Annotated in this window: 19 protein-coding genes and 2 pseudogenes; 15 read left to right on the top strand and 6 right to left on the bottom strand. The window is 66.1% G+C overall.

Annotated features, from left to right (window positions below; genetic code table 11):
* Positions 1–26 precede the first annotated feature (26 nt).
* Positions 27–1,091 (top strand): non-homologous end-joining DNA ligase, encoded by a 1,065-nt coding sequence (ligD, locus tag F0U60_RS07015; RefSeq protein WP_395815684.1) that lies wholly within the window; start codon positions 27–29, stop codon positions 1,089–1,091.
* Between the two features lie 19 nt (positions 1,092–1,110).
* Here the strand turns inward: ligD and F0U60_RS07010 are convergent, their stop codons facing one another.
* A complete protein-coding gene (locus F0U60_RS07010) occupies positions 1,111–2,202 on the bottom strand; it encodes an ATP-dependent DNA ligase (RefSeq protein WP_395815682.1) in 1,092 nt (363 codons plus the stop codon).
* Positions 2,203–2,264: 62 nt separating this feature from the next.
* On the opposite strand from F0U60_RS07010, the pseudogene F0U60_RS07005 reads away from it, so the two are divergent.
* The 4 genes and pseudogenes from F0U60_RS07005 to F0U60_RS06990 form a co-directional block, all read left to right on the top strand.
* Positions 2,265–2,471 (top strand): annotated as a pseudogene (locus tag F0U60_RS07005) (transposase zinc-binding domain-containing protein); the annotation flags it as partial.
* A pseudogene (locus F0U60_RS07000) lies at positions 2,387–2,668 on the top strand (hypothetical protein); the annotation flags it as partial. The pseudogenes F0U60_RS07005 and F0U60_RS07000, both read left to right, overlap by 85 nt.
* A 102-nt stretch (positions 2,669–2,770) precedes the next feature.
* A complete protein-coding gene (locus F0U60_RS06995; protein ID WP_395826015.1) occupies positions 2,771–3,001 on the top strand; it encodes an ATP-dependent helicase HrpA in 231 nt (76 codons plus the stop codon).
* A 710-nt stretch (positions 3,002–3,711) separates the two neighbouring features.
* Complete coding sequence (locus F0U60_RS06990; protein WP_395815680.1) at positions 3,712–4,611, top strand: protocatechuate 3,4-dioxygenase; 900 nt, start codon at positions 3,712–3,714, stop codon at positions 4,609–4,611.
* A 72-nt stretch (positions 4,612–4,683) separates the two neighbouring features.
* Here F0U60_RS06990 and F0U60_RS06985 read toward each other — a convergent pair whose 3' ends face one another.
* Positions 4,684–5,619 (bottom strand): LysR family transcriptional regulator, encoded by a 936-nt coding sequence (locus F0U60_RS06985; protein ID WP_395815678.1) that lies wholly within the window; start codon positions 5,617–5,619, stop codon positions 4,684–4,686.
* A 101-nt stretch (positions 5,620–5,720) separates the two neighbouring features.
* On the opposite strand from F0U60_RS06985, the gene F0U60_RS06980 reads away from it, so the two are divergent.
* Positions 5,721–6,338 carry an FMN-dependent NADH-azoreductase gene (locus F0U60_RS06980; protein WP_395815676.1) on the top strand — a complete coding sequence of 206 codons (618 nt, stop codon included), beginning with the start codon at positions 5,721–5,723 and terminating at the stop codon, positions 6,336–6,338.
* Here the strand turns inward: F0U60_RS06980 and F0U60_RS06975 are convergent.
* Both F0U60_RS06975 and F0U60_RS06970 read right to left on the bottom strand, forming a co-directional pair.
* Complete coding sequence (locus F0U60_RS06975) at positions 6,335–7,573, bottom strand: glycoside hydrolase family 30 beta sandwich domain-containing protein (RefSeq protein WP_395815674.1); 1,239 nt, start codon at positions 7,571–7,573, stop codon at positions 6,335–6,337. The genes F0U60_RS06980 and F0U60_RS06975 overlap by 4 nt on opposite strands.
* A gap of 78 nt (positions 7,574–7,651) precedes the next feature.
* Positions 7,652–8,056, bottom strand: a complete 405-nt coding sequence (locus tag F0U60_RS06970) for a non-reducing end alpha-L-arabinofuranosidase family hydrolase (RefSeq protein ID WP_395826012.1) — start codon at positions 8,054–8,056, stop codon at positions 7,652–7,654.
* A 478-nt stretch (positions 8,057–8,534) separates the two neighbouring features.
* Between F0U60_RS06970 and F0U60_RS06965 the strand changes: the two genes are divergently transcribed.
* The 7 genes from F0U60_RS06965 to F0U60_RS06935 all read left to right on the top strand — a co-directional run bounded on the left by F0U60_RS06965 (position 8,535) and on the right by F0U60_RS06935 (position 19,055).
* Positions 8,535–10,715: a molybdopterin cofactor-binding domain-containing protein gene (locus tag F0U60_RS06965; protein WP_395815672.1), complete on the top strand. Its 2,181-nt coding sequence runs from the start codon at positions 8,535–8,537 to the stop codon at positions 10,713–10,715.
* Positions 10,716–10,717: 2 nt separating this feature from the next.
* On the top strand, positions 10,718–11,185 hold the full coding sequence (locus F0U60_RS06960) for a (2Fe-2S)-binding protein (protein WP_395815670.1): 468 nt from the start codon (positions 10,718–10,720) through the stop codon (positions 11,183–11,185).
* 249 nt (positions 11,186–11,434) lie between these two features.
* Positions 11,435–13,114, top strand: a complete 1,680-nt coding sequence (locus F0U60_RS06955) for a hypothetical protein (RefSeq protein ID WP_395815668.1) — start codon at positions 11,435–11,437, stop codon at positions 13,112–13,114.
* Between the two features lie 476 nt (positions 13,115–13,590).
* Positions 13,591–14,781 (top strand): cytochrome P450, encoded by a 1,191-nt coding sequence (locus F0U60_RS06950; RefSeq protein WP_395815666.1) that lies wholly within the window; start codon positions 13,591–13,593, stop codon positions 14,779–14,781.
* Between the two features lie 117 nt (positions 14,782–14,898).
* Positions 14,899–16,449: a hypothetical protein gene (locus tag F0U60_RS06945; RefSeq protein WP_395815664.1), complete on the top strand. Its 1,551-nt coding sequence runs from the start codon at positions 14,899–14,901 to the stop codon at positions 16,447–16,449.
* 960 nt (positions 16,450–17,409) lie between these two features.
* Positions 17,410–18,903, top strand: a complete 1,494-nt coding sequence (locus F0U60_RS06940; RefSeq protein ID WP_395815662.1) for an FG-GAP-like repeat-containing protein — start codon at positions 17,410–17,412, stop codon at positions 18,901–18,903.
* Complete coding sequence (locus F0U60_RS06935; protein ID WP_395815660.1) at positions 18,870–19,055, top strand: hypothetical protein; 186 nt, start codon at positions 18,870–18,872, stop codon at positions 19,053–19,055. The genes F0U60_RS06940 and F0U60_RS06935 overlap by 34 nt, the downstream gene beginning before the upstream one ends.
* Before the next feature lie 484 nt (positions 19,056–19,539).
* Here F0U60_RS06935 and F0U60_RS06930 read toward each other — a convergent pair whose 3' ends face one another.
* Positions 19,540–21,108 (bottom strand): S8 family serine peptidase, encoded by a 1,569-nt coding sequence (locus F0U60_RS06930; protein WP_395815658.1) that lies wholly within the window; start codon positions 21,106–21,108, stop codon positions 19,540–19,542.
* A 487-nt stretch (positions 21,109–21,595) separates the two neighbouring features.
* On the opposite strand from F0U60_RS06930, the gene F0U60_RS06925 reads away from it, so the two are divergent.
* The gene (locus F0U60_RS06925; protein ID WP_395815656.1) at positions 21,596–21,994 is read left to right on the top strand and encodes a VOC family protein; all 399 of its coding nucleotides are present in this window, start codon (positions 21,596–21,598) and stop codon (positions 21,992–21,994) included.
* 589 nt (positions 21,995–22,583) lie between these two features.
* On the opposite strand, the gene F0U60_RS06920 is transcribed toward F0U60_RS06925, so the two are convergent.
* Positions 22,584–23,738 (bottom strand): epoxide hydrolase family protein, encoded by a 1,155-nt coding sequence (locus F0U60_RS06920; RefSeq protein ID WP_395815654.1) that lies wholly within the window; start codon positions 23,736–23,738, stop codon positions 22,584–22,586.
* 165 nt (positions 23,739–23,903) lie between these two features.
* Here F0U60_RS06920 and F0U60_RS06915 point away from each other — a divergent pair, with 165 nt between their 5' ends.
* A complete protein-coding gene (locus tag F0U60_RS06915) occupies positions 23,904–24,581 on the top strand; it encodes a TetR/AcrR family transcriptional regulator (protein WP_395815652.1) in 678 nt (225 codons plus the stop codon).
* Positions 24,582–24,873 lie beyond the last annotated feature (292 nt).

Here is a 24,873-nt window from a genome sequence, read left to right as displayed (position 1 = left end):
CCAAAAAGTGGACCTAACTTGGGGACATGTCCGACGCGTTCACCCACCTGGAGGTCGCGGGCCGTCACGTGCGCATCAGCCGGCCGGACAAGGTCTTCTTCTCCGCGCGCGGCGAGACGAAGCTCGACCTCATCGAGTACTACCTGGCCGTCGGTGAAGGCGTGCTTCGCGGCGTCCGCGAGCGCCCGTGCGCCCTCAAGCGCTACCCGGACGGGGCCGAAGGTGCGTTCTTCTTCCAGAAGCGGGTTCCGGCCGGCGCGCCCGAGTGGCTCCAGACCGCCGAGGTGACTTTTCCCAGTGGCCGGCGTGCGGACGAGCTGTGCCCGGTGGACCTGGCGCACCTCGTCTGGGCGGTGAACCTCGGCTGTCTGGACTTCAACCCGCATCCGGTACGCCGGAGTGACCTCTCGCACCCGGACGAGCTCCGCGTCGACCTCGACCCGCAGCCGGGCGTGCGCTTCTCTACCGTGCGCGAGGTCGCCCTGGGCGTGCGCGAGGTGCTCGAGGAGCACGGGCTCGTGGGATACCCGAAGACGTCCGGGTCGAGAGGCCTGCACGTCTATGTCCGGCTCGCACCGCACTGGGACTTCACCCAGGTGCGCCACGCCGCGCTCGCGCTCGCGCGGGAGGTGGAGCGGCGCATGCCACGCCAAGCGACGAGCGCCTGGTGGAAGAAGGAGCGCGGCCGGCGGGTGTTCGTGGACTTCAACCAGAATGCGAAGGACAGGACCATCGCGTCTGTCTATTCCGTGCGGGCCAACCCCGAGGCGCGCGTGTCCTGCCCGCTGCGCTGGGACGAGGTCGCGGACGTGGAACCCGAGGCGCTCACGCTCGCCACGGTGCCCCGGCGCTACAAGAAGCTCGGCGATGTCTGGGAAGAGATGGATGCGCGGGCCTTCACGCTCGACAGCCTTCTCGCGCTCTTCGAGCGGCAGAAGGCCGAGGGGCTCGGGGAAGCCCCCTTCCCGCCACACTTCGAGAAGCAGAAGGACGAGCCGCTCCGTGCGCCGCCTCGCGAGGGCGCTCTCCGCGCGAAACCGGCGCTCGCGGCCCGTGCGAAGCGACAGCCGCGTCGCGGCGGAAGCCGTTGAGCCGGACCGGGGCGCCCCTTTACTGGGCCGTGGCGCCCTCGTGTCCGGAGGCGAAGACCTCGGCGAGCTCGGCCGGGACCGAGCGCTCCAATTGCGCGTAGGTGCACGAGCGCGGCGTCCGGTCCGGGCGCCACCTGCGGAAGTGCGTGGCGTGACGGAAGCGCATGCCCTGCAGGTGGTCGTACGCCACCTCGACGACGAGCTCCGGGCGCACGGGCTCCCAACTCAGGTCGCGCTGCCCGCTCCAGCGGCTCTGGGCCCCCGGCATCCGGACCGTGGCGTCCTCCACCTCCGCCCACTCGCGCCAGGGGTGCGTCTCCATCGCCCGCTTCCGGTACGGCTCGAGCTTCTTCGCGAGCTCCACCCGCTGCTTCGCGGCGAACCCCGTGGCGACGCCCGCGTGTTGCAGCGTGCCGTGCTCATCGTAGAGGCCGAGGACCAGCGAGCCGATGCCCTGGCCGTCCTTGTGCCAGCGGAAGCCACCGACGACGCAGTCCGCGGTGCGCTCGTGCTTCACCTTGTACATCTCGCGCTTGCCTTCGAGGTACGGCAGGTCGAGCGGCTTGACGACGACACCATCGAGTCCGGCGCCCTCGAAGCGGCTGAACCAGGCCTCGGCCACCTCGCGGCTGCGCGTGGCGGGCGTGAGGTGAATCGGCGCACGGACCCCCGCGAGCGCTTTCTGGAGCAACCGCCTGCGCTCGTGGAAGGGCCGCGGCCGCAAGTCCCGCTTGTCGAGCGCGAGCAGGTCGAAAGCCACGAACGAGGCGGGCGTCTCCACCGAGAGCTTCCGGATGCGTGAGGCCGCCGGGTGGATGCGCTGCAACAGCGCGTCGAAGTCGAGCCCGCCGTCCTTGCCCACGATGACAATTTCACCGTCGACGACGCAGCGGTGCGGGAGATGCGTGCGGAGCGACTCGACAAGCTCGGGGAAGTAGCGCGTCATCGGCCGCTCGTTGCGGCTGCCGAGGATGACCTCGTCCCCGTCGCGATAGACGATGGCGCGGAATCCGTCCCATTTCGGCTCGTAGAGCACCTCGCCCTCCTCCGGGAGCTCACGCACCAGCTCGGCGAGCATGGGCGACACCGGAGGCATGACGGGTAGTTTCATGAAGGAAAGCTGGGCCCGACCCGATGGGTAATCAACCCTGAACCCGCTCGTCCCCGCCGCTGATGCCCGCTCGCTCAGCGACCGGGTCGTCTGACAGGAGGGACCCAGAAGACGGACGGAGCCTGGCCGAGGCCCCATCGGCTCGCGGGCTCGCCATCGCCTTCTCGTGCAAAGGACGAGGGGTGTGCCCGTCCTGCAATGCGAAGCGGGCGCATGTGACGGCTGTGCACCTGGTAGAGCGAGTGCTGCCTCACGTGCCCTACCGTCAGTGGACGCTGTCCTTTCCGCACCGGGTGCGGTGGGTGCTGCTCAAGGACGTGGGCCTGCTCTCGGACGTCCTCACCGTCTTCCTGCGCGCGGTGTTCGCCCTAACGGCACCACGCACTTGCGCTTCACCGGGTTGGAGCTTTTACGGCGTGTGGCATCCCTGGTGCCTCCACCGAGGACGAACCTCATCCGCTTCCATGGCGTGTTTGCCCCGGGGGCGAGAGTCCGACCATTTCTGCTCTCCGCAGCGGCGGCCCCGGGAGAGGAGGAGGCACCCGCTTCAGATGCGGCAGCTCGGGCCATGTGCCGCAAGCGTCAGCGCGCCCGGAGGCTGGATTGGGCGGGGTTGCTACGCAAGTCGTTCTCAGTGGACGTCTTCTCCTGCCCGAGGTGCGCAGGAAGGCAGCGGGTGCTGGCCTACCTCACCCAGGGCCGCGTCATCCGGCGCATTCTTCGCCACCTGCACCTGCCCGAGCTGCCCCCTCCCCAAGCACCTGCCAGCGGGCCAGCGCAGCACGCGCTGGGGGAGTGACGCACGGCTGAGTCACGGAGCCCACGGCGACCGGTCGCCTGCGCTGGGGAGGGGGTGCCTGGAGCGCGACGGGAGGGCCTCCTCGGGGCCCTCCTGCACCGTCCCATGCCTGTCGCGCGGCCCTCCTGGACCACCACCTACCCCGGCCCTCTCCCTCAACAGGGCTCCCATGCCTCCTATGCTCCGAGATCTGGGATCAGCTGGACATGATGTCCTTGTTGCAGCAACTCGGCGCGCTTCCCCCCGCCGTACAGGCGGCCTGACCTCTCGTTGAAACCCGGAGTACCTGCTACTGAGAGGAGTCCTCCCGTCAGGGATGCCCTCGCCCGCCATACTCCGCCAGCCCCTGTGACGGAGGCCAACGAGGCCCACCGGGTGATGGCGGGAGGGCACGTACGCGGAAAGCTGCTGTTCGTCACGTGAGCCAGGGCTGTCCGTCTGTCAGGCGGCGCCTCAGCTCGTCGAGCAACCACCGGCCGGCGGTCCCCAGCACGCGGTCGCGTCTGTGGGCCGCATAGATTGTCAGTCCGTCGCATGGGGTCGTTGCGGCCAGCAGCGGAAAAGCTGCCCGTGTCGGCAATCGTCACGAGGACGCGCAGTTGATCCAGAGTGAGGTTGCCAATCATAATCCATCATCCGCGCCGATGGAGATCATCATGATTTAATCACTCCCGCGGGGGAGAGGCGGCGTTTAGATTGACGAAATGCAAATGAGCACGAAAACAAAAAGCATGACGCGCCGGGGGCTGCTCGGCGCGATGGGTCTGGCGGTGGTGGCGCTTCCCCTTCCCCGCTTCCTGGCGTGGGCGAAGCAACCCGCGAAGCAGGTGAGGAAGGGCTGGGCCACCGGAGGAACCGCCGCGATGACCGGCGCCAGTGCCTACCCCAATCCCTTCACTTCCCAGGTGGGAGCGGCGTGCAAGCTGACGTGCGAGCAGGTCGTGGGCCCCTGCTATGGGAGCACGAAGGTGCGCAAGGACATCAGCGAGGGTCACGCGGGGCTGCCCGTGCGGCTCGCGTTCCGGATATTGGATGAGACCTGCAAGCCCATTCCGGGGGCGAGCGTGGACATCTGGCATGCCGGACCCGAGGGCGTCTATTCGGGCGACGATCAGCACCCGCTCTGCAATCCCCATGACGAGAAGGCGCGAGCCGCGCATTGGTTCCGGGGTGTGCAGACAACGAACGACGAGGGCCGGGTGGATTTCAATACCTGCTTTCCTGGCTGGTACAAGAGCCGGACCGTGCATATCCACTTCACCATCAAGATCGCGGGCACCGAGAGCGTGACGTCTCAACTCTACTTCGAGGACTCGCTCAACGACGACATCCTGAGCACCCAGGCGCTCTACAACACGCGCGGCGTACGCGACACGCGCAACTCAACCGACAAGACGGCGGCACCCGACAAACAGGGTGACTTCGTGCTCCAAACCCAGAAGATGTCGGATGGTGCGCTGCTGGCCTGGAAGACATTCATCGTCCGCTCCTCGACGGGCATTCCCTTGTGCAATGCCAGCAGCGAGCACGTCAAGGCGTTGATAAAGTCGGGCGTCAATCCTGCGGACCCAAACACCTTCCCCTCCGAAATGCTCTCCCCGGAGAATTGAGGCGTATAGGAGCCTGACGCGTGCATGGTTCGCTCGCCACGGTGCCGCGCCCGATTCAGAACGCGACGCCCGTTACCGATGGCGAGCTTCAGGTCGAGCGCCAGGGGCTCGCTCGATCTCAAGGCGGCGTCTCAGGTCCTCGAGCAGCCAGCGCCCGGCGGGACCGAGCATTCGATCTCGTCTGTGGGCCGCATAGATCGTCAGCCCGTCGCGCGGAGTCGTATCCTGATCGATGTGGAGCAGCGTCAGCCGACCGGCAGCGAGCGGTTCGGCGACGAGATGCTCGGGCATGCGACACCACCCGAAGCCGGCAAGCAGGAAGTCGAGACGCCGTCCAAGATCGACGAAGCGCCAGAGTCTCGCGCTTAGAAGCCCATAATTCTCGCCGCCGGGCTCGACTGGATCCGTGAGCACGAGCTGGACGTGCGGCTCCAGGTCAGCCCGCGTAGCCGCTCGCCCGAGCGAAGCGAGCGGATGCGCGGGCGCCGCCACGGGCAGCAATCCGATCCGGAGCAGCGGGTAGGCCACGATATCGTCAGGAACGGCAGGTAGGAGCAGGCAGATCGCCAAGGCGGCCGAGCCGTTGCGCAGGCGCCGCAACGAACCGCCGAGCCCCTCCGTCGAGAAGCTGACCGGAAGAGCGGGAAAGGTGCCGCTGAGCGCGCGCAGACTTTCGATCAGCGGCGCCGTCGGCACCAGGGGATCGATCGCGAGCGCGAGTTCGGGCTCCAGCCCCGCGCGCGTGCTTGCCGCCACCGCTTCGAACCGGGTCGCGCTCGCCAGCACCAGCCGCGCCTGCTCGACGAGCACGCGCCCGATCTCGGTCAGCTGCGGTCGGTGACCGCTCCGGTCGAAGAGCAACACCCCCTGCATGTCCTCGAGCGTCGCCACGGCCTGGCTGATCGCCGATTGCGCACGGCTGAGCTTGCGGCCAGCAGCGGAAAAGCTGCCCGTGTCGGCAATCGTCACGAGGACGCGCAGTTGATCCAGAGTGAGGTTGCCCATCATGATCCATCATCCACGCCGATGGAGATCATCATGATTTAATCACTCCCGCAAGGGAGAGGCGGCGTTTAGGTTGACGAACTGCAACCGACAGGAAACCTCTAATGCCCAAGCTTCTCATCGTCGAGACCAGCCCGCGCGGTGACCATTCCATCTCGCGCAACATGACCCGCCGCTTCGTCGCCGAATGGCGAGCCGCGCATCCAGGCGGCGAAGTGGCCGAACGAGACCTCATGGAGACCGAGCTCCCGTTCGTCACCGCGCCCTGGCTCCAGGCCTATTTCACGCCGCCCGAGCAGCACTCGCCGGGAATGAAGGAAACGCTCCGGCTGTCGGACGAGCTCGTCGCGGAGCTGCTTGCCGCCGACCACCTCGTCATCGCCACGCCGGTCTACAACTACAACGTGCCGGCGGCCTTGAAGGCGTGGATCGATCACATCGTGCGCAAGGGGCTGACGCTTGGCTACGATGGGCAAGGCCTCGTCACGGGCAAGAAGGCGACGATACTGCTCGCCTCGGGCGGCGTGTATACCGAAGAGTCGCCGATCCGGAATCGCGACATCGCGACACAGTATCTGCGCCTGATCCTGAACGTGATCGGCATCACCGACGTGACGATCGTCGCGGGCGGGGGCGCGAAGGTCGTCGACATGGGCAAGGAGACGATGGACGGGTTCCTGGCGAGGATCGAACCCGACATCGAGCGCGCCGCGTCGAGTTAGAGGCCGGGGGTCGAGGCCTCGCCGACGAACGTGGCGATGCTCTGCGGATCGACATAGAACGACGCCGCGCCATTCAGGACTTGATAGCCGCCGCCGTAGCCGACGTTCAGGCTCGACGAGGTGCTGTACTTGGTGAACCTGGCCAAGCGACCGCTCGGCACGCTGACGTTGAGGCCTCGGTGCTGCGTGCTGGTGTTGACGACGACGAGCACGATCTTGCCGTCAGGCGTCTCGTACGCGGTCGCGTAAACGTCCGAATACGGTTTCTCGGTGGCACCGATGCGCACGGAGCCGGGCCGGACAAAGCGCGCGAACTGGGACATCACGTAACCGCGCTTGCTGACGCTGCCGTTCTCCGAGATCAGGCCGTAGCTGCGTCGGATGTACCACCAGATGTACCCGCTGTAGTTGGCGACCATGCTCTTGTGCAGTTCGCTGCCCACCTCCAATGCCGACGGCCAGACATTGGCATCGGTGTTGTCGGTGAAGTGCTCGGTCATCCACAGTTCCTTGCCTTTGCTCCGAGCCAGCGGATAGTCCTTCGGCTGCACGCCGTACAGGTGGCCGCCGACGATGTCCAGGTGCTGGCTGGTGGTGGCGTTGTTGAGGATTGGATCGGTCATCGCCGGGTTGAAGTTCAGCGACTCAGCGGCCAACACCTTCAGCGTGCCGAACCTGGCGCCCTGGGCATTCAGGAAATTGGCGAAGTCGGTCCCACTCCACTCCGCCGACTCGTAGTCCGGGTGCCAGTCGGGCTCATTCTGCAAGGAGATCGCGTACAGCGGCGCGTTGTTGTTGGCCATGTAGCTGGCGAAACCGAGCAGGTGCGTCGCATAGGCCTCGTAGTACTGTGGCAACAGTTTGCCGCCGTTGATCAGGCTGTTGTTCGACTTCATGTAGGCAGGAGGCGTCCACGGCGTCCCCAGCAGGAGCGCTCCCTTGGCATGCGCGCGCGCGGCTGAGGGCACCTGTAGATTCCACCTGGAACTCGACGGGTCGATGCGCATCCGCATGATCGACAGGCCGAGCTGGCCGGCGCCGCTGCCGAAGGCCAGATCGACCTGGGCCGGCGTCAGATCGTCGATCCAGCCCGGAGCATTCATGCCGCCGAAGCCGCGAATGGCCTGATGCGTTTTCGATGGATCGATGACGACGTCCTGCGCCGATGCGCTCGCACCGAAAAGACATGCACCCAGCAGAGGTAAGACCGCCCGTAGTACGAATGACGCTTTCATGTTGCTCCCGGTCCTGTGAGATGAGCATCTGGTCCGGTGGCCTGGAGCACCACCGAACCAGCATCGCTGACGCCGTGGTCAGCAGGAGGAGTTGGTCTGGGTGAGGAGCCCGAGCTTCCAGGGCAGCAGGTTGTAGTCACCGCCCGCCGAGGGGTTCTTGCCCTGGTAGAGGTACTGCAAGCGGCACGGGTCGATCTCCATCGTCTGGTCGATGCCGGAGCGGATCATCTCTCCGTGGCTGATGTCAGCACTCCAGGCCCCCGACGGGAACGTGACGTTGTTCGCGCGCGCGAACGGGTTGCTCTCCGTTGCCGCCAACGGTGTCCACGAACCGGTGATGCCATTGGCGGTCCACGACCGGAAGTAGCGCTTACCGTCACTGCCGATCGCCTCGACGAGCAGCAGATAGGTGTTGGTGCCCTTGATCTTATAGATGTTCGACGCCTCCCACAGCGCGTACTTGTTGGAGTCCTGCAACACCATCACGATGGCAACGCGGCCGCAGTGGCCACCCCTTGGGTTGAGTCCGGGGACGGTCGAACCACCACGGAAGCCGCGGCGATGGCGCTACTCAGGGAGAGAGTGGTCGCGGCGAGCACCGCGCACCAGCGTATTCCTCGCATTGGAGTCCCCATCGTCATCGTGAATGGGCGAGCCGCCTCGATGCCCGACGCAGCCCGACCTGGGTCAAAACTGCCGCTCGTCTGAGCTTCACTCTCAGTCACCATAACGACGTCGTTTTCGACGAGTCAATGCTCGAACAAGACAGGTTGTGAGCGCTCACATCCATTTGTTCAAAAATGGATGATATATCCAAGACAGTGGCTCTAGAGAATTCCTATATTTGTTGCAATGACTGATTCAGCGCAGTCCTTTGGCTGGCAGGGTCACCTGCGTTCGCCATGGAACGCTGGCCCGGCTCTGCGTTGAGCCAGGGGGTGGTGCGTGCCACACTCCACGGATGGCTGACACGTTAAGACCGGATACCGCCGTCCCGGTGGATGTAGACCGTCGGCAATTCCTGACATGGATGGTGGCCTCGCCGACGTTGGTGGTCGCGGCGCGATTGGGCCTCGACCTTCCGCCGGGCAGCCCGGTGGAAGCCGGCGCGATGGCCGCGACTGAGGCGATGACACCGGACGCGACCTCGTTCGATATCTACATCGCCCTCCGCTCCGATGGGCGAGTCGTGGCGACCCTGCCGCGTACCGAGACGGGGCAGGGCATCACCACGGGAGTGGCGATGCTCGTCGCCGAGGAGCTCGACGTCGGCCTGGGTTCGGTGGAGGTGCGCACCGCCGACGCGGACCCGCGCTGGCTCATCCAGCTCACCGGCTTGTCCTCGACGATGCGCTACCTCGCGGGCCCCCTGCGCGCCGCGGCCGCGAGTGCCCGAGCGAGGCTGGTCACCGCCGCCGCGCACCGCTGGTGGCTGCCGGCCTCCAGCCTCACCACCGCCAACGGAGAGGTGCTCGCTCCCGACGGCCGCCGGGCCGGGTACGGCGAGCTGGCCCAGGACGCGGCGAGCGTGTTGCTGCCCGAGGTCTCTCCGCAGCCCAAGAAGGCGAGCGCGTACAAGGTGGTCGGGCAACCCACCGGACGCATTGATGCCCGCGACATCGTCACGGGAGCGGCACGCTACGCGCTCGACCTCGACATCCCCGGGGCACTGCCCACCGTGGTGGCCCGGCCGCCCACACTCCGGGGCTCGGTCCAGAGCTACGACGCCTCGGCGGCGTTGGCGATGCCGGGCGTGATGGGGGTGGTGAGCCTGCCCACGGGGGTGGCGGTTGCCGCCCAGAGCTTCGCTCATGCGCTCGCGGCTCGTGACGCCCTGCGGATCTCCTGGGCGCCGGGTCCGGCCAGCCATCTCTCCGACGCGGACATCCGGGCACGACTGCGCGATGAAGTGGGGGCGCGGCCTCTGCCGCCGCTGTTCACGTCACAGACCCTCGAGGCCCGCTTCGACTTTCCCTATCTCGCCCACGCGCCCATGGAGACGCAGAGCTGCGTGGCCCATGTGAGGGGTGACCACGCCGAAATCTGGATGGGTGCGCAGGATCCGAAGTTCGCTCAGCGTGAGGTCGCGACGGCGCTCGGCTGGGCGCTCATGCCGCAGCGGGTCACCGTGCACACCACTCGGGCAGGTGGCGGGTTCGGCCGGAGGTTCTTCAACGAGCCCGCGGTGGAAGCCGCGCTCATTTCACGAGCGCTCGGGCGGCCCGTGAAGTTGATGTGGACCCGCAACGACGACATGCGTCAGGGCCGCTATCGGCCGGCCAGCCACCACCGGCTCCTCGCCTACCTTGGCGCTGGCGGTTCGATCCGTGGCTGGCACCACCGGGCTGTCATCCCCACCGTGGAGTTCCCTCACGGGTTGGGGGATGTCGTCACCTCCCTGATTGGAACGCTCCTGCCCGACGTAACCAACGCGGTGTTCTTCGAGCTGTCGCAGCACGTGCCGTACAGCTTCGGCCTGGTCACGCAGCAGCTCCGCGAGGTCTCGATTCCCATCCCGACCGCCTCGTTCCGCTCCGTGTTCAGCAGCCAGGTGGTGGTGGCCAACGAGCTCTTCGTCGACCAGCTGGCCCGAGAGCTCGGGAGGGATCCGGTCGAGCTGAGGCAATCCCATCTCACGTCGAACCGGCTCAAGGCCGTCCTGAGCAAGGTCGCGCTGGAAGGGCAGTGGGGCAGGACGCTGCCGCCCGGTGTCGCGCAAGGTGTCGCGGTTCACGAGGAGTGGGACAGTGCCATCGCCCACCTCGTCGAGGTCGACGTCAGCGGAGCGGAGCCCAAGGTCGTGCGCGTCGTCATCGCCGCGGATGTCGGCCTGCCCATCAACCCCAGGAGCATCGAGGCGCAGCTCCAGGGAGCCGCGGTCGATGCCTTCTCGACGACGCTGAGCGCGGGAATCCACATCGACGCGGGAGCCGTGCGCGAGGGCAGCTTCGCCGACTACCGGTGGCTGCGGATGAAGCACACGCCCGCGGAGCTCAAGGTCCACCTCGTCAGATCCGACGACCGTGTCGGCGGGGTGGGAGAGCTCGGCTACCCCACGGCGGCCGCCGCTCTTGCCAATGCCATGGCCCGGGCGACCGGCAACATGCCCACCCGCTTTCCGATCCTCGACGCAGGAGCCTGAACATGCCGGTTCATCACTTCATCCTCAACGACGACACGGTCTCGGTGGAGGCGCCGGAGGATCTGCCCCTGTTGTGGGTCTTGCGTGATCTGCTGGGCGTGACGGGTCCGAAATATGGCTGCGGCGTGGGCGTGTGCGGAGCGTGTACGAGTCATCTCGATGGCGGCGCCTTCCGCCCCTGCATCCAACCCGTCGGCGGCGTGGAGGGCCGTCAGGTGACCACCATCGAGGGACTGGGGGGCGAGGGGCTTCATCCCGTGCAGCAGGCGTGGATCGACGAGGACGTCGCGCAGTGCGGATTCTGCCAACCCGGTCAGATCATGGCCGCGGTGGCACTCCTGCGGCGTAACCCCCATCCGTCCGATGCGGACATCGACGCGGCCATGAGTGAGAACGTGTGCCGGTGCGGCACCTACGTCCGTATTCGAGCGGCCATCAAGCGCGCCGCCTTGCTGCTCGCCGCACGGTGAGAAGAGAGCCCCAACGGTAGCAGCGTGTTCAACGAAGGGGCGGTCATCGGTGCCTTCCTTCCTGCCCCGGGGTGTCAAAGAATTCGAGCGACGCGACCTGGCACAACCCGCGGCGGGAAGGAGAATGGCGGAAAGCACGCTGAGAAGTCTCCCCGCATCCACCGAGTCTGATATTTCATGAATTACTCTCTTCACCTGTATCCTTGTCGGCCGCGCTGGAGTTCCCAGTCGCGGCAACAAGGAGAAGCGATGAAGAGTACCTCTGGACGTACTCAGCGGGCGGCGCGTGCCGCCCTCCTCCCGGCGTTGTTCCCCATGCTGTGGCTGGGGTCGGCTTGTGGCGAGCCGCCCCTGGACGACACGCGGGAGGAGCCCGTGGTGACCCAGGCGCAGGGCGCCTCGGACGCCAACCTGTATGACTCGTTCACCCGGGCCAACCACGACTCCCGCCTGTACAGCCTCGAGCAGGGCGTGCACGCGTGGACCCCGAATCCCTATTGGGGCAGCGCCTGGGGCAGCATGTCGGGCCGCGCGTACCTCTCCAAGGACGACGGCACCTGGATGGACCACTACGCCACGGTGCCCGGCAGCGCGAACGTCCGGGTGATGGTGACGCTGGCCGCGCTGGGCGAGTTCTCCGGCCTCACCTTCCGCCACGTCGACCGCGGCAACTGCTGGAAGCTGGCGACGGACCTCGGCGCGCGGAAGTACTTCCTCACGAAGTACGTGGGCTACACGCAGTACTTCCCGCTGCAGATTGAGCAGGCGCCCGTCGCGGGGGACGAGCTCGAGGTGCGCGCGTCCGGCACCCGCATCGACGTGTACATCAACGGCGTGCACAAGGGCGGCGTCAACGACGCCTCGCACCAGTACGCCACCCGCGTCGGCCTGCTCGCGAGCCAGGACAACCTCGCGCGCTTCGACGAGTTCAAGGTCTACACGCAGGGCACGCGTGACGCCACGCTGCAGCCCTTCACCTCGAACTCGGTGTGGAACCTGCCCATCGGCCAGGAAGCGGTGTACGCGAGCACCACGGACCCGGCGACGCGCGACTTCCTCGCTACCTGGTTCGACAACCGCACCATCAACGCCTGGGCCAACTGGAACGAGTACTCGCACCCCATCAGCTTCGCGTCCAACACCGACCCGTGGGCGACGGTGTCGGACTTCAACGACTCGTCGCGCAACGGCACCTACAACGTGCCCGCCACCGCTACCATCGCCAACGGCAGTGACAAGCACATGCACGTGGTCAACCCCTCGCGGACGTACATCGACGAGGCCTGGGCCACCACGCGCCAGTCGACCACGGCGTACACCGTGGGGCGCCACCACAAGATTGACCTCTACGGCAGCGGCCTGGGCCCGCAGAATGGCGTGCGCGCCTACGGCGGCGCCGCGGTGGGCGGCCTCATCCGCGCGTGGGAGACGACGCCCACGCACCCGAAGTACACGGGGAAGATTCAGCACGCCATCGCCCTGGCCGTGGACCGCGCGCAGCTCTATTACAGCGGCGGGTCCAGCGGCTACGACTCCAAGGGCTACGGCACCGCGAAGGGCTACGTCTGGCCCGCCACCGAGCAGGACTGGAACAGCGAGTGGAACTACAAGGGCAACGTCCCCATGGGGGCGTACTTCGCCATTCCGCCCTCCGTGGACATCAACGCGCAGGGGCTGACGGCGGACGGGAAGATGGTGGCGCAGGCGCTCCAGGACTACGGCGCCTACGTGACGGACGCGACAGTGGGGGCGGTGATCTTTTACGTGGAGCCGACGGCGCCCTCGACCTTCGCGGCCAACCTCCGCAAGGACGCGGCGAAGCTGCGCTCGCTGCTGCGGCGGGTGACGAACAACAGCGCCGCCACGCCCAACGGCCCCGGCGCGCGCCGCGTGCCCATGCTGCCCGACCTGGCGACGCCCCAGCCCTAAGCCAATGCTTGGGGAGCCGCTCGCGCCCGGGCTACCTCACCCAGGGCCGCGTCATCCGGCGCATTCTTCGCCACCTGCACCTGCCCGAGCTGCCCCCACCCCAGGCACCTGCCAGCGGGTCAGCGCAGCACGCGCTGTGGGAGTGACGCACGGCTGAGTCGCGGAGCCCACGGCGACCGGTCGCCTGCGCTGGGGAGGGGTGTGCCTGAAGCGCGACGGGCGGGCCTCCTCGGGGCCCTCCTGCACCGTCCCATGCCTGTCGCACGGCCCTCCGGGACGACCACCTACCCCGGCCCTCTCCCTCAACAGGGCTCCCCTGCCGCCTATGCTCCGCTCTCCGATCAGTGTTTGTCGAGAGGACGGGGGTTGTTTTAGGGGCGGATCGCTGGATTCGTATTCATACAGCAGGTGCGTGAGGATTCTCTCCCAGTGTATCCTTCGGGACATCTCGACGGTGAGCAGACTGGAGTTCCTCCGTGACGACTCAACGCGTGAACATCCTGGCGCCCGAGTTCCGCGCCAACCCGCATCCCCGCTATGCCGAGATGCGTCGCAACACCCCCGTCATCCAGGTAGAGCCCGCCGGGTTCTGGGCCATTTCCCGTTATGAGGACGTGGCCCTCGTCATCAAGAACTCGCAGCTGTTCTCTTCGCAGGGGTTCAAGGCGGCGTGGCAGCCGGAGTGGGTGGGGTACAACCCGCTCGCCAACTCGATGCTCGCCTTGGATGGGGCGGGGCACACCCGGCTGCGGACGCTGGTGAGCCGGGCCTTCAACGCCAGCGCCATCAACCGGCTGGAGGTACGCATCCGGAAACTCGCGAACCGGCTCGTGGAGGAACTGGCGGCAAAGGGCGAGGCGGACTTCGTCTCCCAGTTCGCCATGCCACTGCCGGCGTTCGTCATCGGTGAGCTGCTCGGGCTGGACGTCTCCCTCCATCATCGGTTCAAGGACTGGTCGGACGACATCGCCAGCGTCACTCCTGAGCCCCGGGACTCCGAGCACGCCCGGCGCACACTCAGCGCCATCGAGGACTCGACGCGCTACATCTCCGAGGTCATCGAGGCCCGCCGCCGTTCGCCCGCCGAGGATATGGTCAGCGATCTGATCCGCGCGGAGGTGGAGGGACAGTCCCTGACGGATAGGGAGATCATCGACTTCCTGGTGCTCCTGCTCATCGGGGGCCTGGAGACGACGGTGCATCTGCTGGCCAACTCCCTGCTCTTCCTGGCGGAGCGCACGGATGTGCAGGCGAGGCTGCGCGCGGAGCCCACGCTGGTGCCTGGGTTCATCGAGGAGATGCTGCGCTACGAGGCGCCCGTCCAGGCGCTGTTACGCATCGTCACCTCCGACGTGACGCTCTCCGGGGTGAGAATTCCTCAGGGGGACGTGGTGCTCGCCCTCCTCGCCTCGGCCAACCGGGACGAGCGTCACTACACCGAGCCCGATCGCTTCGATCTCCACCGCGGACAGCCCGGCCTCTCCTTCGGGTATGGCGTCCACTACTGCATCGGCGCGCAGCTGGCCCGGATGGAGGCGCGCTGCGGCCTGGAGGCGCTGCTCTCCCGCTTCAGCGGTTTCGAGCGGATCCCCACCGAGCTGAACTGGGGCCAGGCCATCACGGTTCGTGGGCCTCAAAGACTGCCGCTTCGTTTCATCCCAGCCTGAGCTCGCCAGCCTGTTTCCAGGGAAGGAGCGCCAGCGCCGATGAAGCCATGGGCGTGCCTGGTATGCCTTTTTCCCGGCATCGATGAAGAACCATTGCAACTGACCCGAGGGGCGCTCGTGAAATCAAATTACCTGGGACTGCTGGTGATTCCCGTTTGTGGCACGTGGCTGGGATGCGCCGAGGGAGGGCCGCGGATGCCGCCGGCCTCCGAAATGGGCCCACCGCCCGCCGCTGGCCTGAGCTCCGATGGAGGCACGGTGCTCGTGTCCAGCTCCACGTCCTTCCACACCGCGGCGGGCGTCACGGTGGTGCCGAATGAGCTGTCGGACTGGAACCTCGAGATCCTCGTCCCCAACGGTTCGATGTTCACCCACATCACCGGCACGCCGGTCCCTGGTGGCTGGCAGTTCACGGGGGTTCCCCCGGGGATGTATTACCTGAAGACCGGAAGAAACTGCATCGTCACGGACGCGCGGGAGGTGGATCTCGACGCCCATAGGCTGGGTCGGGCGGACACCGTCCCCTCCAATGTGAGTCACTCTCCCCTCCAGCTCAACCTGACGAACCTCGCCCCGTGGATGCCGTACCTGAGCAGTACGGAGCCCGGCTCCAGTCTGCAGCTCGCATCCGGGCAGGTGAACCTCGGTGGCATGGTGGACCTCTTCGAAGATGTTCCCACCGGGCAGACAGAGCTCGTCACGAATCAGGCCCAGATGTGGAACTCCATTGGCCGGATTCCCATCTTCGAGGCAGACAAGGGGGACCGGCTCTACGTGAACCAGCTCAGCCAGCTCGACGCGGGTACACTGCCGGACGGCGAAGCGCTGGCGTACAGCACCGTGGTGCGCAGCGTGCAAATGGATGCCCTGGACTTCACCGCGGATGGCATGACGCCTCTGCCCGCCACCGGCAGGCTGGAGCCGGTGCCCCAGACGGCCTTGACCCTCGACTGGCGGCTGTCCGCTTACACCGGCCATGCCACGGCGGTTCACCCATTGGCCACGCCCGACTTCCCTTCGTTCTACGTCTTTCCCTCCGCGTACGGCCTGGACCATGGCTGGGTGGGTGACGAACTGGCGGAGGTGCTCTCCCTGCAACTGCCCCCAGGCGCCTCGTTCGAGCTCACGCGCCCGCTGACGTACGGCAACCCGTACCCTTCCACCTGGGGGATGGTGGGCTACGCCCAGTACGCGTTCAGGATCGAGATGCCGATACCGGATGGCTCCGGCTCCACATATGACACGCTGGGCATCATGCTCACGCATGAGCGACTGGAGGACCTCGTCGCCGCGCCCGTGCAACCGCGTGTGTCGCCGCCCCGGGCCCTGACCATCGACGGGGTGGATGCCACCGTGTCGAGAGAGCTGAGCTCCGTCACTCCCATCGTTGCCTGGCAGCCACCGACCCTGGGCACGCCCACGGCCTATCGGCTCGACGTCTATCAGTACACCGGGCCCTACTACGCTCCCCGCAAGGGGAACGTCTACGTCCCTGGTTCAGTGACACAGGTGCGGCTGCCCCCCGGAATGCTGTCACCGGATTCCATCCACTACCTGCGCCTGACGGTCGTGGATGCCCCCCACTACGACGTGAGCCGCCAGAGCACCCTCTATCTTCTGCCCTGGGCCAAGGCAGACACCCTCAGCTCTTTCTTCACCACGCCCTGAACACCCTTCCCGGCTCCGGCTACCGCAACGCGAGCCCCAGACGGGCACACGTCTTCGGGCCGGGCACGCCGTCGGCGTCCGAGCCGCTCCAACCGACACCGCGACGTGCCCGTGGGAACCGCCGCCCCAGAAGACGAAACCGCCGGCCGGTGGAGTGCCGGTCGTGTGGCGGTACCGCGCGTTCCGCAGCGGCGGCCCCGGGCGAGGAGGAGGCACCCGCTTCAGATGCGGCAGCTCGGGCCATGTGCCGCAAGCGTCAGCGCGCCCGGAGGCTGGATGGGGCGGGGTTGCTACGCAAGTCGTTCTCAGTGGACGTCTTCTCCTGCCCGAGGTGCGCAGGAAGGCGGCGGGTGCTGGCCTACCTCTCCCAGGGCCGCGTCATCCGGCGCACTCTTCGCCACCTGCACCTGCCCGAGGTGCCCCCTCCCCAGGCACCTGCCAGGGGGCCAGCGCAGCACGCGATGGGGGAGTGACGCACGGCTGAGGGATGCGCGCTCTCTCGGAGCCCAAGGCCACCGGTCGCCTGCTCAGGGGTGGGGTGTGCCTAGAGCGCGACGGGCGGGCCTCCTCGGGGCCCTCCTGCACCGCCCAATGCCTATCGCGAGGCCCTCCTGGACCACCACCTACCCCGGCCCTCTCCCTCAACAGGACTCCCATGCCTCCTATGCTCCGGGCCAGGGTACACCCTGTGGGCCAGCTCCAAGTCCTCGGAAAGACTCGAGGAGCGGTCGGCTATCCGTCCACGCCCAGTTCCGTTCTGGCTCAAGACCCCCGTTGCGAGTCCTTTGACACTACCTCCGCTCCTGACGTCCATGCCGAATCCCGGCGAGTGCTCACCTCCAGGCGAAAGAAGGCCCTCGGGGCGCTTCCCCCGTGCTCACGCCGAGGACCTTTTCCGAGGTTGCGGCAAGACCGCGGGATTTGGCATCTTTCACGCCCCCCTCTATCATCCAAGGCACGATGAGCAAACTCACACGCACCTTCGCTTTGATCTCGCTCGTTATTCTCACGCTCGCCGCAACTGATTCATCAGCACAAACACTGTGCCTGAGTTTCGTCTCCTTCAGCGCCAAGAAGAGCACCGATTGTTCCATCACGCTCGCGTGGACATACAACCAATGCGACACTGGTAGGTTTTACATAGACTATTCACTCAATGGCTCGTTTTACGAGCCAATTGCTGTCATCAACTCGGCGGGCGATATCGGCAGCCAACTGAGCTACACGTACGTGGATAACTACGCGTACCCTAATGACCCGAGTGCTCCGCGTGTTTATTATCGGGTAAGGTTCGAGGGGGACACGAGCGGTTCTCGTTACTCACCCGTGGGAACCGTACTCATGGGGACCACCGCATCCTGCGAGAGGAACAACACCAATCGAAGGGCTGTCATCCGCGATGGAATCGTCATCCCCAATGGGCATACGTCCCTCAAGGGGGACTACGCCAACATCATTCCTGGTGACTTCAATGGCGATGGGAAGACCGACTTCATCCGCCAGGAGAAGGGCGCCTGGGATGATAACGATGTCGACACCGCCCAGGTCTACTTCTCCAACGGCGACGGCTTCTTCACTGTCGTCACCCCGAACGATGACTCGAAGCTCAAGGGAGACTACACCAACATCATCCCCGGTGACTTCAACGGCGACGGGAAGACCGACTTCATCCGCCAGGAGAAGGGCGCCTGGGATGATGACGATGTCGGCACCGCCCAGGTCTACTTCTCCAACGGCGACGGCTTCTTCACCGTCGTCACTCCGAACAACGCCTCGCTCCTCAAAGGGGATTACAACAACATCATCCCCGGTGACTTCAATGGTGACGGCCGGACCGACTTCATCCGCCAGGAGAAGAGCACGTGGGATGATAACGATGTCGACACCGCCCAGGTATTCCTCTCTAACGGCAACGGCTTCTTCACTGTCGTCACCCCGAACGATGACTCGAAGCTCAAGGGGGACTACACCAACATCATCCCCGGTGACTTCAACGGCGACGGGAAGACCGACTTCATCCGCCAGGAGAAGGGCGCCTGGGATGATGACGATGTCGGCACCGCCAGGTCTACTTCTCCAACGGCGACGGCTTCTTCACTGTCGTCACTCCGAACAACGCCTCGCTCCTCAAAGGGGATTACAACAACATCATCCCCGGTGACTTCAATGGTGACGGCCGGACCGACTTCATCCGCCAGGAGAAGAGCACGTGGGATGATAACGATGTCGACACCGCCCAGGTATTCCTCTCTAACGGCAACGGCTTCTTCACTGTCGTCACCCCGAGCGATGACTCGAAGCTCAAGGGGGACTACACCAACATCATCCCCGGTGACTTCAACGGCGACGGGTACACCGACTTCATCTGCCAGGAAAAGGGGGCCTGGGATGATGACGATGTCGGCACCGCTCGGTTCTACATGTCCAAGGGCAACGGCACCTTCGGCCTCATAGCCTTGAACAATGCCTGGAGCCTCAAGGGGGACTACACCAACATCATCCCCGGTGATTTCAATGGTGACGGTCGGACCGACTTCATCCGCCAGGAGAAGGACTACTGGGATGATGACGATAACGGTACCGCCGAGGTCTTCATCATGCCTTAGTTCGAGTTTCGCAGTTTCTGGTGGCCAGGAGGAGCGAGCGGCGGATGCGCTGGTGGGCTGAGTAGCCCTCGCCCCCGGTGGCGCCTTCCAGCGTGCCTGAAGATGGCGCAGGGGAGCGAAGCTGGAGCGCACGTCAACCGTTGCGAGTCCTTTGACACTACCTCCGACAGCCCTCCCCTCCACACCGCCGCTCTCCTGCCTATACGCTTCCGCGTGGAGTACCGCCGCGAGGGCAAGCCCGTGGGCGAGCTGACGGTGGCGCGTGGCGCGAAGGGTGAGCTCTACGCGCGCACCGAGCACACCGCGGGCTGGGCGCGGCTGCCGAACCGGAGAGGACACGCTCGTGAACGAAGCCACCAAGGTGGCCGGCGGCAAGTCCTGACCTGCTTCAGGGAAGTCCGGTCAGACGCAGGCTCGGCATCGCCACTCGAAGAGTCGAAGGCACCTGGAGGCGCCCCCGCTGGGGGCGCCCTGGGTGATGGTGCTACCGGCAGGTGGTGTTGCTCTGCCAGAGCCGTGTGCCACCGTTACCGACGAGGACGAGGTTGCAGTCGTTGCCCACCACCAGGTAGGCGTTCGGGTTCCCCCAGGTGCCCGTGCCCCAGAGCGCGCCACCCGTGCCGTTGTACAGCACGAGGTGCCCATCCATCTGCATGACGAAAGTGGACGAGGTGTTGTTCCACGTCTGCGTATGCCAGAGCGCGCCCAGGCGGTCATAGAGAACGACGTTGCCGTCGGTCTGGTGGGTGAGCCAGACATTGCCCGCGCAGGAGTAGAGCGTCTGGCCGGGGATGAGGGACTCGCCGAAGTTGAGATAGCCGCAGCCGATCTGGCCGAGCGCGGTGGAGGCGATCAGGCGGGTGGGAGAGCCGATTCCCGCGTCGGCCACCCTGTTGGGCGGGGAGTTCTGGACGATGGCCGTGTGCACGGTCGCGGGCGAGGCCCTCGGGTTGCTCTCGAGGTACCGCGCCACCGCGCCCGTCACATGCGGAGCGGCCATGGACGTGCCGTGCTTGAAGTCGGAGGCGCCGTCGAGTGTGGCGGAGCGGATCCACACGCCAGGGGCGAAGACGTCCAGGCAGCTGCCGTAGTTGGAGAAGGAGGCCCGGCTGTAGGTACCGTATTCGTAGGCGCCGACGGTGAGGGCCTCGGGGATGTGGGCCGGTGTGCGGGCGCACGCGTCGATGTTATCGTTGCCAGCGGCCGCCACGTACACGACGCCGGCGGCGATGGAGCCGCGCACCGCCTGGTCCATGGCGTCATTGACGCCCGCGGACAGGCTCATGTTGGCCACCGCCGGCTTGATGTGGTTGCGCGTCACCCAGTCCACCCCGGCGACGATGCCCGAGATGGTGAGGCCGCCAGCGCAGTCCCCGACGCGCACGGCGTGCAGGCGGACGTTCTTGGCCACGCCATAGGTGGTGCCGCCCACCGTGCCGGCCACGTGCGTGCCATGCCCGAGGCAGTCCTCGGCTCCGCGACCGTCGTTGATGAAGGAGATGTCCGCCGAGGCCCGGCCACCGAACTCCGGGTGGCTCGTCATGATGCCCGAGTCGATGATGTACGCGTGCACCCCGGCGCCCGTGGTGCCGTAATTGTAGGTGCCCGAACCATACTGGTCCATGATGTCCAGGTTAGAGGGGGCGTTGGTCTGCGTGGAGTAGTCGAGGGTGGCCTTGCCGTCCTCCACCACGTAGTCCACCTCGGGCCTGGCGGCGATGGCGCGCGCGCCCGCCTCGGTGGCACGCACCGCGTAGCCCCGCAGCGCGTACGCGTAGGTGTGGGTGAAGGAGACGCCGAACTGGCGAGCGTGGGACTGGGCGACCTCATTCACGGTGAAGGTGCCGATCGCGCCGTCCTTCAGCACGACGATGTACTGCCCGGCGATGGCGTCCGTGGACTTCCTGAGCTTGCCCGCGGGGAGGGAGGCCAGGGGCGAGGCGGTGTCGAGTGCCGGCTCCCGGGCGCCGGTCGTCGGGGATTCGCCGCCGCAGGCGGACAGGACGGAGAGGTTGACGGCGAAGAGCAGGTTCTTCCAAGAGGGATGATGCATAACGGTACGGTGGGGCTCCAGCGTGTTGGGTGTTGCGCGTCGAGAGGGGATGGAGACAACAGGGTGCTGCGACACTCCTCCCATCATGACGTGTAACTTATTTCACACACGGAGAAACACTCCAAGAGCTGGTGCCATTGATTTTCATTTCGGCGCCACAGGCCTGGCGCTCGAGCACGGCGTCCACGGACACCGCGCAGGGCGTCCACGAGCGCGGCGGCATCCCGCCGGAGAGGGTGTCAAAGAGCTGCGCGATGCCACCCAGAATGACACTCGACGGAAAGGAGACTTCGACACGGGCAGGAACAACTCGGGCCCTCACCGCACACTCGTGCGCGAGAACTACCGGCGTGGCGCAACAGCGAAGCGATCTGGTGAGCGCCATCGCAGCGAAATTTTTTTCGCGGGCTTGTCGATTTCATGCGTCATCATTCGTCGTCCGGATGCAGGACCCGTTATTCAACTCACCTTTCGACATGGGGACGTCATGAACAAGCAGATCATCTTCAACCTGCCGGTCAAGGACCTGGACAAATCCAAGGCCTTCTTTTCCGCTCTCGGCTTCAGCTTCAATCCACAATTCAGCAGCGAGAGCACGGCGTTCATGGTCATCGCGGATGGCAGCATTCATGCCATGCTGATGACCGAAGCGTTCTTCAAGACCCTCATCAACAAGCCCGTCGTGCAGGCGAAGGAGGCCAACGAGGTCATCATCTGCCTGACCTGCGAGAGCCGGGAAGAAGTGGACAGTCTGATTGCCAAGGCAGTCGCCGCCGGCGGCCGTACTCCGCATCCGCCCGAGGACCACGGCTTCATGTATGACCAGGGCTTCGAGGACCTCGACGGCCACCTGTGGAACCTGGTCTGGACGGCGCCGCAGGCCTGATGCGGCCGGCCGGGCTGCTCAACGCTCGTCGGAACACCGCGACGAAGGCACGGTACTGCTCGCGCAACTCCCTCAGCGCCTGGCGCGTGGAGGCATGCCCCAACGGCCGCGGGCTACGTTTGGGATGCTCGGGCCGGGTATGTGGGTGCTGGGCCCTCACGGCTCGCGCCCCCAGGACAGGCTTTTGCCGTGCGCGAGCCTCGGATTCCACCTCCTCCCCCAGCCCTCCCAACACGGCAGTGGCGCCACCTCCAACTCCACCGGCTCGGCCCACTCCTCCGCGAAACGCCCCTGGGCTCCTGCCATGTCCTCGCTGCCCCGCCTGCTCCAGCGCTTCGTCCAGCTGAACCACTGGAACAGTCGTCGCGCTGGCCCCAATAGCACGCTCGCTCCCTCCCCACCTGCTTGGGGGAGCTGCGCATGGGCCTCGTGGTGACGCTGGTGGGCATGGGGCTCGGAGACTCCCAGCAGAATCGAGCCCTGACTTTGTAGCCGCCCACAATGCCGGAGGCCGTCCTCCGCCCGCGCCGCGCTCCTGAACCGCGAGCCGGGCGACGGACAACGCCCCGCGTGGCCGTGCCCGTCCGTGCTACCGGAGCCCAGCGAAGGTGGCGCGAACCTCCTCCACGAAGAGCGCCGGTTGCTCCAGCGCCGCGAAATGACCGCCCCGCTCCAACTCATTGAAATGGACGAGGCGGGCGAAGCGGGATTCCGCCCAGCGCCGGGACACCCGTATCTGCTCGCCGGGGAACATGCTGATGCCGGCCGGCGTCGGCATGGGCATGCTCGGCGGACCACCTTGTTTCATCGCCTGTGCGCTCTCCCAATACAAGCGCGCGGAACTCGGCCCGGCGTTCGGCAACCAATAGAGCATGATGTCGTCAAGCATGTCGTCGAGCGAGAACACGCGCTCCGGCTCGCCGCCACTGTCCGAGACATCCTGGAAGAGCGCATAGATCCACGCGGCCAGTCCGACAGGCGAATCCGCGAGGCTGAACGCGACGGACTGCGGCCGGGTGTTCTGGAGTTTGTAATAGCCAGAGAACTGCTCGTCATAGCGTTGCGCATCCGCCAGCATTTTCCGCTCGTGCGCGTCCGCGTTCGCGCATTCCTCGTGGGTCGGCTGGAACATCACCATGTTGAGATGGATGCCAATCAAGCCGGCGGGCGCCATGTAGCCGAGCATCGTCGTGACCCCCGCGCCCCAGTCGCCGCCCTGCGCGGCCCAACGCTCATAACCCAGCCTCCGCATCAACGTCAGCCACGCGCCGGCGATGCGCCCCACGTGCCACCCCGGCCCGGTGGGTTTGTCGGAAAAGCCAAACCCCGGCAATGAGGGGATGACGAGATGGAAGGCGTCAGACGCCCTGCCGCCATGCGCGACGGGATTGGTGAGGGGTCCCACCACGTTGCGAAACTCCAGCACCGACCCTGGCCAGCCATGCGTCATGAGGAGCGGCAGTGCGTCCGGCTCGGGTGAGCGGATGTGCAGGAAATGGATGCCCAGTCCGTCGATCTCCGTGCGGTGCTGGCCGAGGCCATTGAGCAACGCCTCGCACCGACGCCAGTCATAACCCTCGCACCACCGCTCCGCGAGCGCACGAATCCTGGCGAGCGGCGGACCCTGCCGGGTGTCCTCCACCGTCCCGGGGTCAGGCCAGCGGGTGTGCCTCAGTCGCGCGCGCAGTTCGTCCAGCTCGGACTGTGGCACGGACAGGTGAAACGGCTCGAGGTGATCAGTCATCAGGAACACTCCAGCTCGGGATGGGAAGCCACTCGTATTGCCCTGCCGACGCGCGTGTGCCACTCCACGGACTCGCGCGGCATCCGGGCCACGATGCCTCCGACGACAAACTGAACGACACCGTTCAGTTGCAACGAGCGGCGAATTAGCTTATGCGCTCGGGTCATGCAAGGAAAAAGCACTCTTCCCCAGAAAGCTCCGGTGGCGCGGAAGGGGCGGGGGGGTCGTCCATCGGCGGAGCAGGTCGGCGAGGTCGATCGCCGCATCCTGGAAGCCGCCACGCGTTTGTTCTTGCAACACGGCTTCGATGCGACGAGTTGCGATCAGGTCGCGCATCAGGCGAGCGCGGGCAAGGCCAGCATCTACGCGCGATATGCCAACAAAGAGCAGTTGTTCACCGCGGTTGTTCGCCACAACGTTGAGAGCACATTCGCCGCGCCCAAGGACCTCCCAGCCGACCTGACTCTGCGAGAGCGGCTGCGTGCCGTGGGGAACGGCCTCCTGCTCCATGCGCTTCAGCCCGAAGTGATTGCCTTGATGCGGGTGGTCATGACGACCGCGTATCGCCTGCCGGAACTCGCTCGACTGACGGACAGGATGGCACGGGACCGCGGTGTGCGGTTTGTCGCGGAGGCGATCGCGGGCCCGTCCGCAGGGACGGCCGAGGCCATCGCGCGTGCATCGCCAGTGGCCGCCAAGTTCATCGACCTGGTGCTCGTACCACATCAAATGCGCGCGCTTCTGGGTGACGACCTGGGCGAACTGGCAAAGAAGGCAGACCCCACCATCGACGAAGCCATCGACCTCCTCTCTCGCGGAGGGTGGCTCGACGGGTGGAAGTAGCACCGGCCGGGCGACCCAGGGCGACAGGGTCCTCTGGCAGGGCGTCCACGAGCGCGGCGGCATCCCGCCGGAGAGGGTGTCAAAGAGTTGCGCGATGCCACCCGGAATGACACTCGACGGAAAGGAGACTTCGACACGGGCAGGAAGTGGAGGAAAGGCACCTCGTGTCACGGGAAGATACTTGACCCGTCCGCAGCGCACACAGCGCTCCGCTGCGAGCCCCTCAACTGCTACGCCCACCTCCTCCTGAACGACGAGTTGAACAACCATCTCCAGTTCCGCGCCCTTCGCG

Origin of the sequence: Archangium minus, assembly GCF_044360475.1 — a bacterium.
Classification (GTDB): domain Bacteria; phylum Myxococcota; class Myxococcia; order Myxococcales; family Myxococcaceae; genus Archangium; species Archangium minus.
This window is presented reverse-complemented; position numbering and strand designations above follow the sequence as displayed.

Bases quoted from the DNA above. Each gene is read 5' to 3' on its own strand.
- F0U60_RS06985 (WP_395815678.1), bottom strand. From the start codon at position 5,619: ATGATGGGCAACCTCACTCTGGATCAACTGCGCGTCCTCGTGACGATT.
- F0U60_RS06960 (WP_395815670.1), top strand. From the start codon at position 10,718: ATGCCGGTTCATCACTTCATCCTCAACGACGACACGGTCTCGGTGGAG.
- F0U60_RS06975 (WP_395815674.1), bottom strand. From the start codon at position 7,573: ATGAAAGCGTCATTCGTACTACGGGCGGTCTTACCTCTGCTGGGTGCA.
- F0U60_RS06915 (WP_395815652.1), top strand. From the start codon at position 23,904: ATGCAAGGAAAAAGCACTCTTCCCCAGAAAGCTCCGGTGGCGCGGAAG.
- F0U60_RS06940 (WP_395815662.1), top strand. From the start codon at position 17,410: ATGAGCAAACTCACACGCACCTTCGCTTTGATCTCGCTCGTTATTCTC.
- F0U60_RS06980 (WP_395815676.1), top strand. From the start codon at position 5,721: ATGCCCAAGCTTCTCATCGTCGAGACCAGCCCGCGCGGTGACCATTCC.
- F0U60_RS07010 (WP_395815682.1), bottom strand. From the start codon at position 2,202: ATGAAACTACCCGTCATGCCTCCGGTGTCGCCCATGCTCGCCGAGCTG.
- F0U60_RS06970 (WP_395826012.1), bottom strand. From the start codon at position 8,056: ATGGTGTTGCAGGACTCCAACAAGTACGCGCTGTGGGAGGCGTCGAAC.
- F0U60_RS06995 (WP_395826015.1), top strand. From the start codon at position 2,771: ATGTGCCGCAAGCGTCAGCGCGCCCGGAGGCTGGATTGGGCGGGGTTG.
- ligD (WP_395815684.1), top strand. From the start codon at position 27: ATGTCCGACGCGTTCACCCACCTGGAGGTCGCGGGCCGTCACGTGCGC.
- F0U60_RS06965 (WP_395815672.1), top strand. From the start codon at position 8,535: ATGGCTGACACGTTAAGACCGGATACCGCCGTCCCGGTGGATGTAGAC.
- F0U60_RS06925 (WP_395815656.1), top strand. From the start codon at position 21,596: ATGAACAAGCAGATCATCTTCAACCTGCCGGTCAAGGACCTGGACAAA.
- F0U60_RS06920 (WP_395815654.1), bottom strand. From the start codon at position 23,738: ATGACTGATCACCTCGAGCCGTTTCACCTGTCCGTGCCACAGTCCGAG.
- F0U60_RS06955 (WP_395815668.1), top strand. From the start codon at position 11,435: ATGAAGAGTACCTCTGGACGTACTCAGCGGGCGGCGCGTGCCGCCCTC.
- F0U60_RS06930 (WP_395815658.1), bottom strand. From the start codon at position 21,108: ATGCATCATCCCTCTTGGAAGAACCTGCTCTTCGCCGTCAACCTCTCC.
- F0U60_RS06935 (WP_395815660.1), top strand. From the start codon at position 18,870: ATGTCCAAGGGCAACGGCACCTTCGGCCTCATAGCCTTGAACAATGCC.
- F0U60_RS06990 (WP_395815680.1), top strand. From the start codon at position 3,712: ATGAGCACGAAAACAAAAAGCATGACGCGCCGGGGGCTGCTCGGCGCG.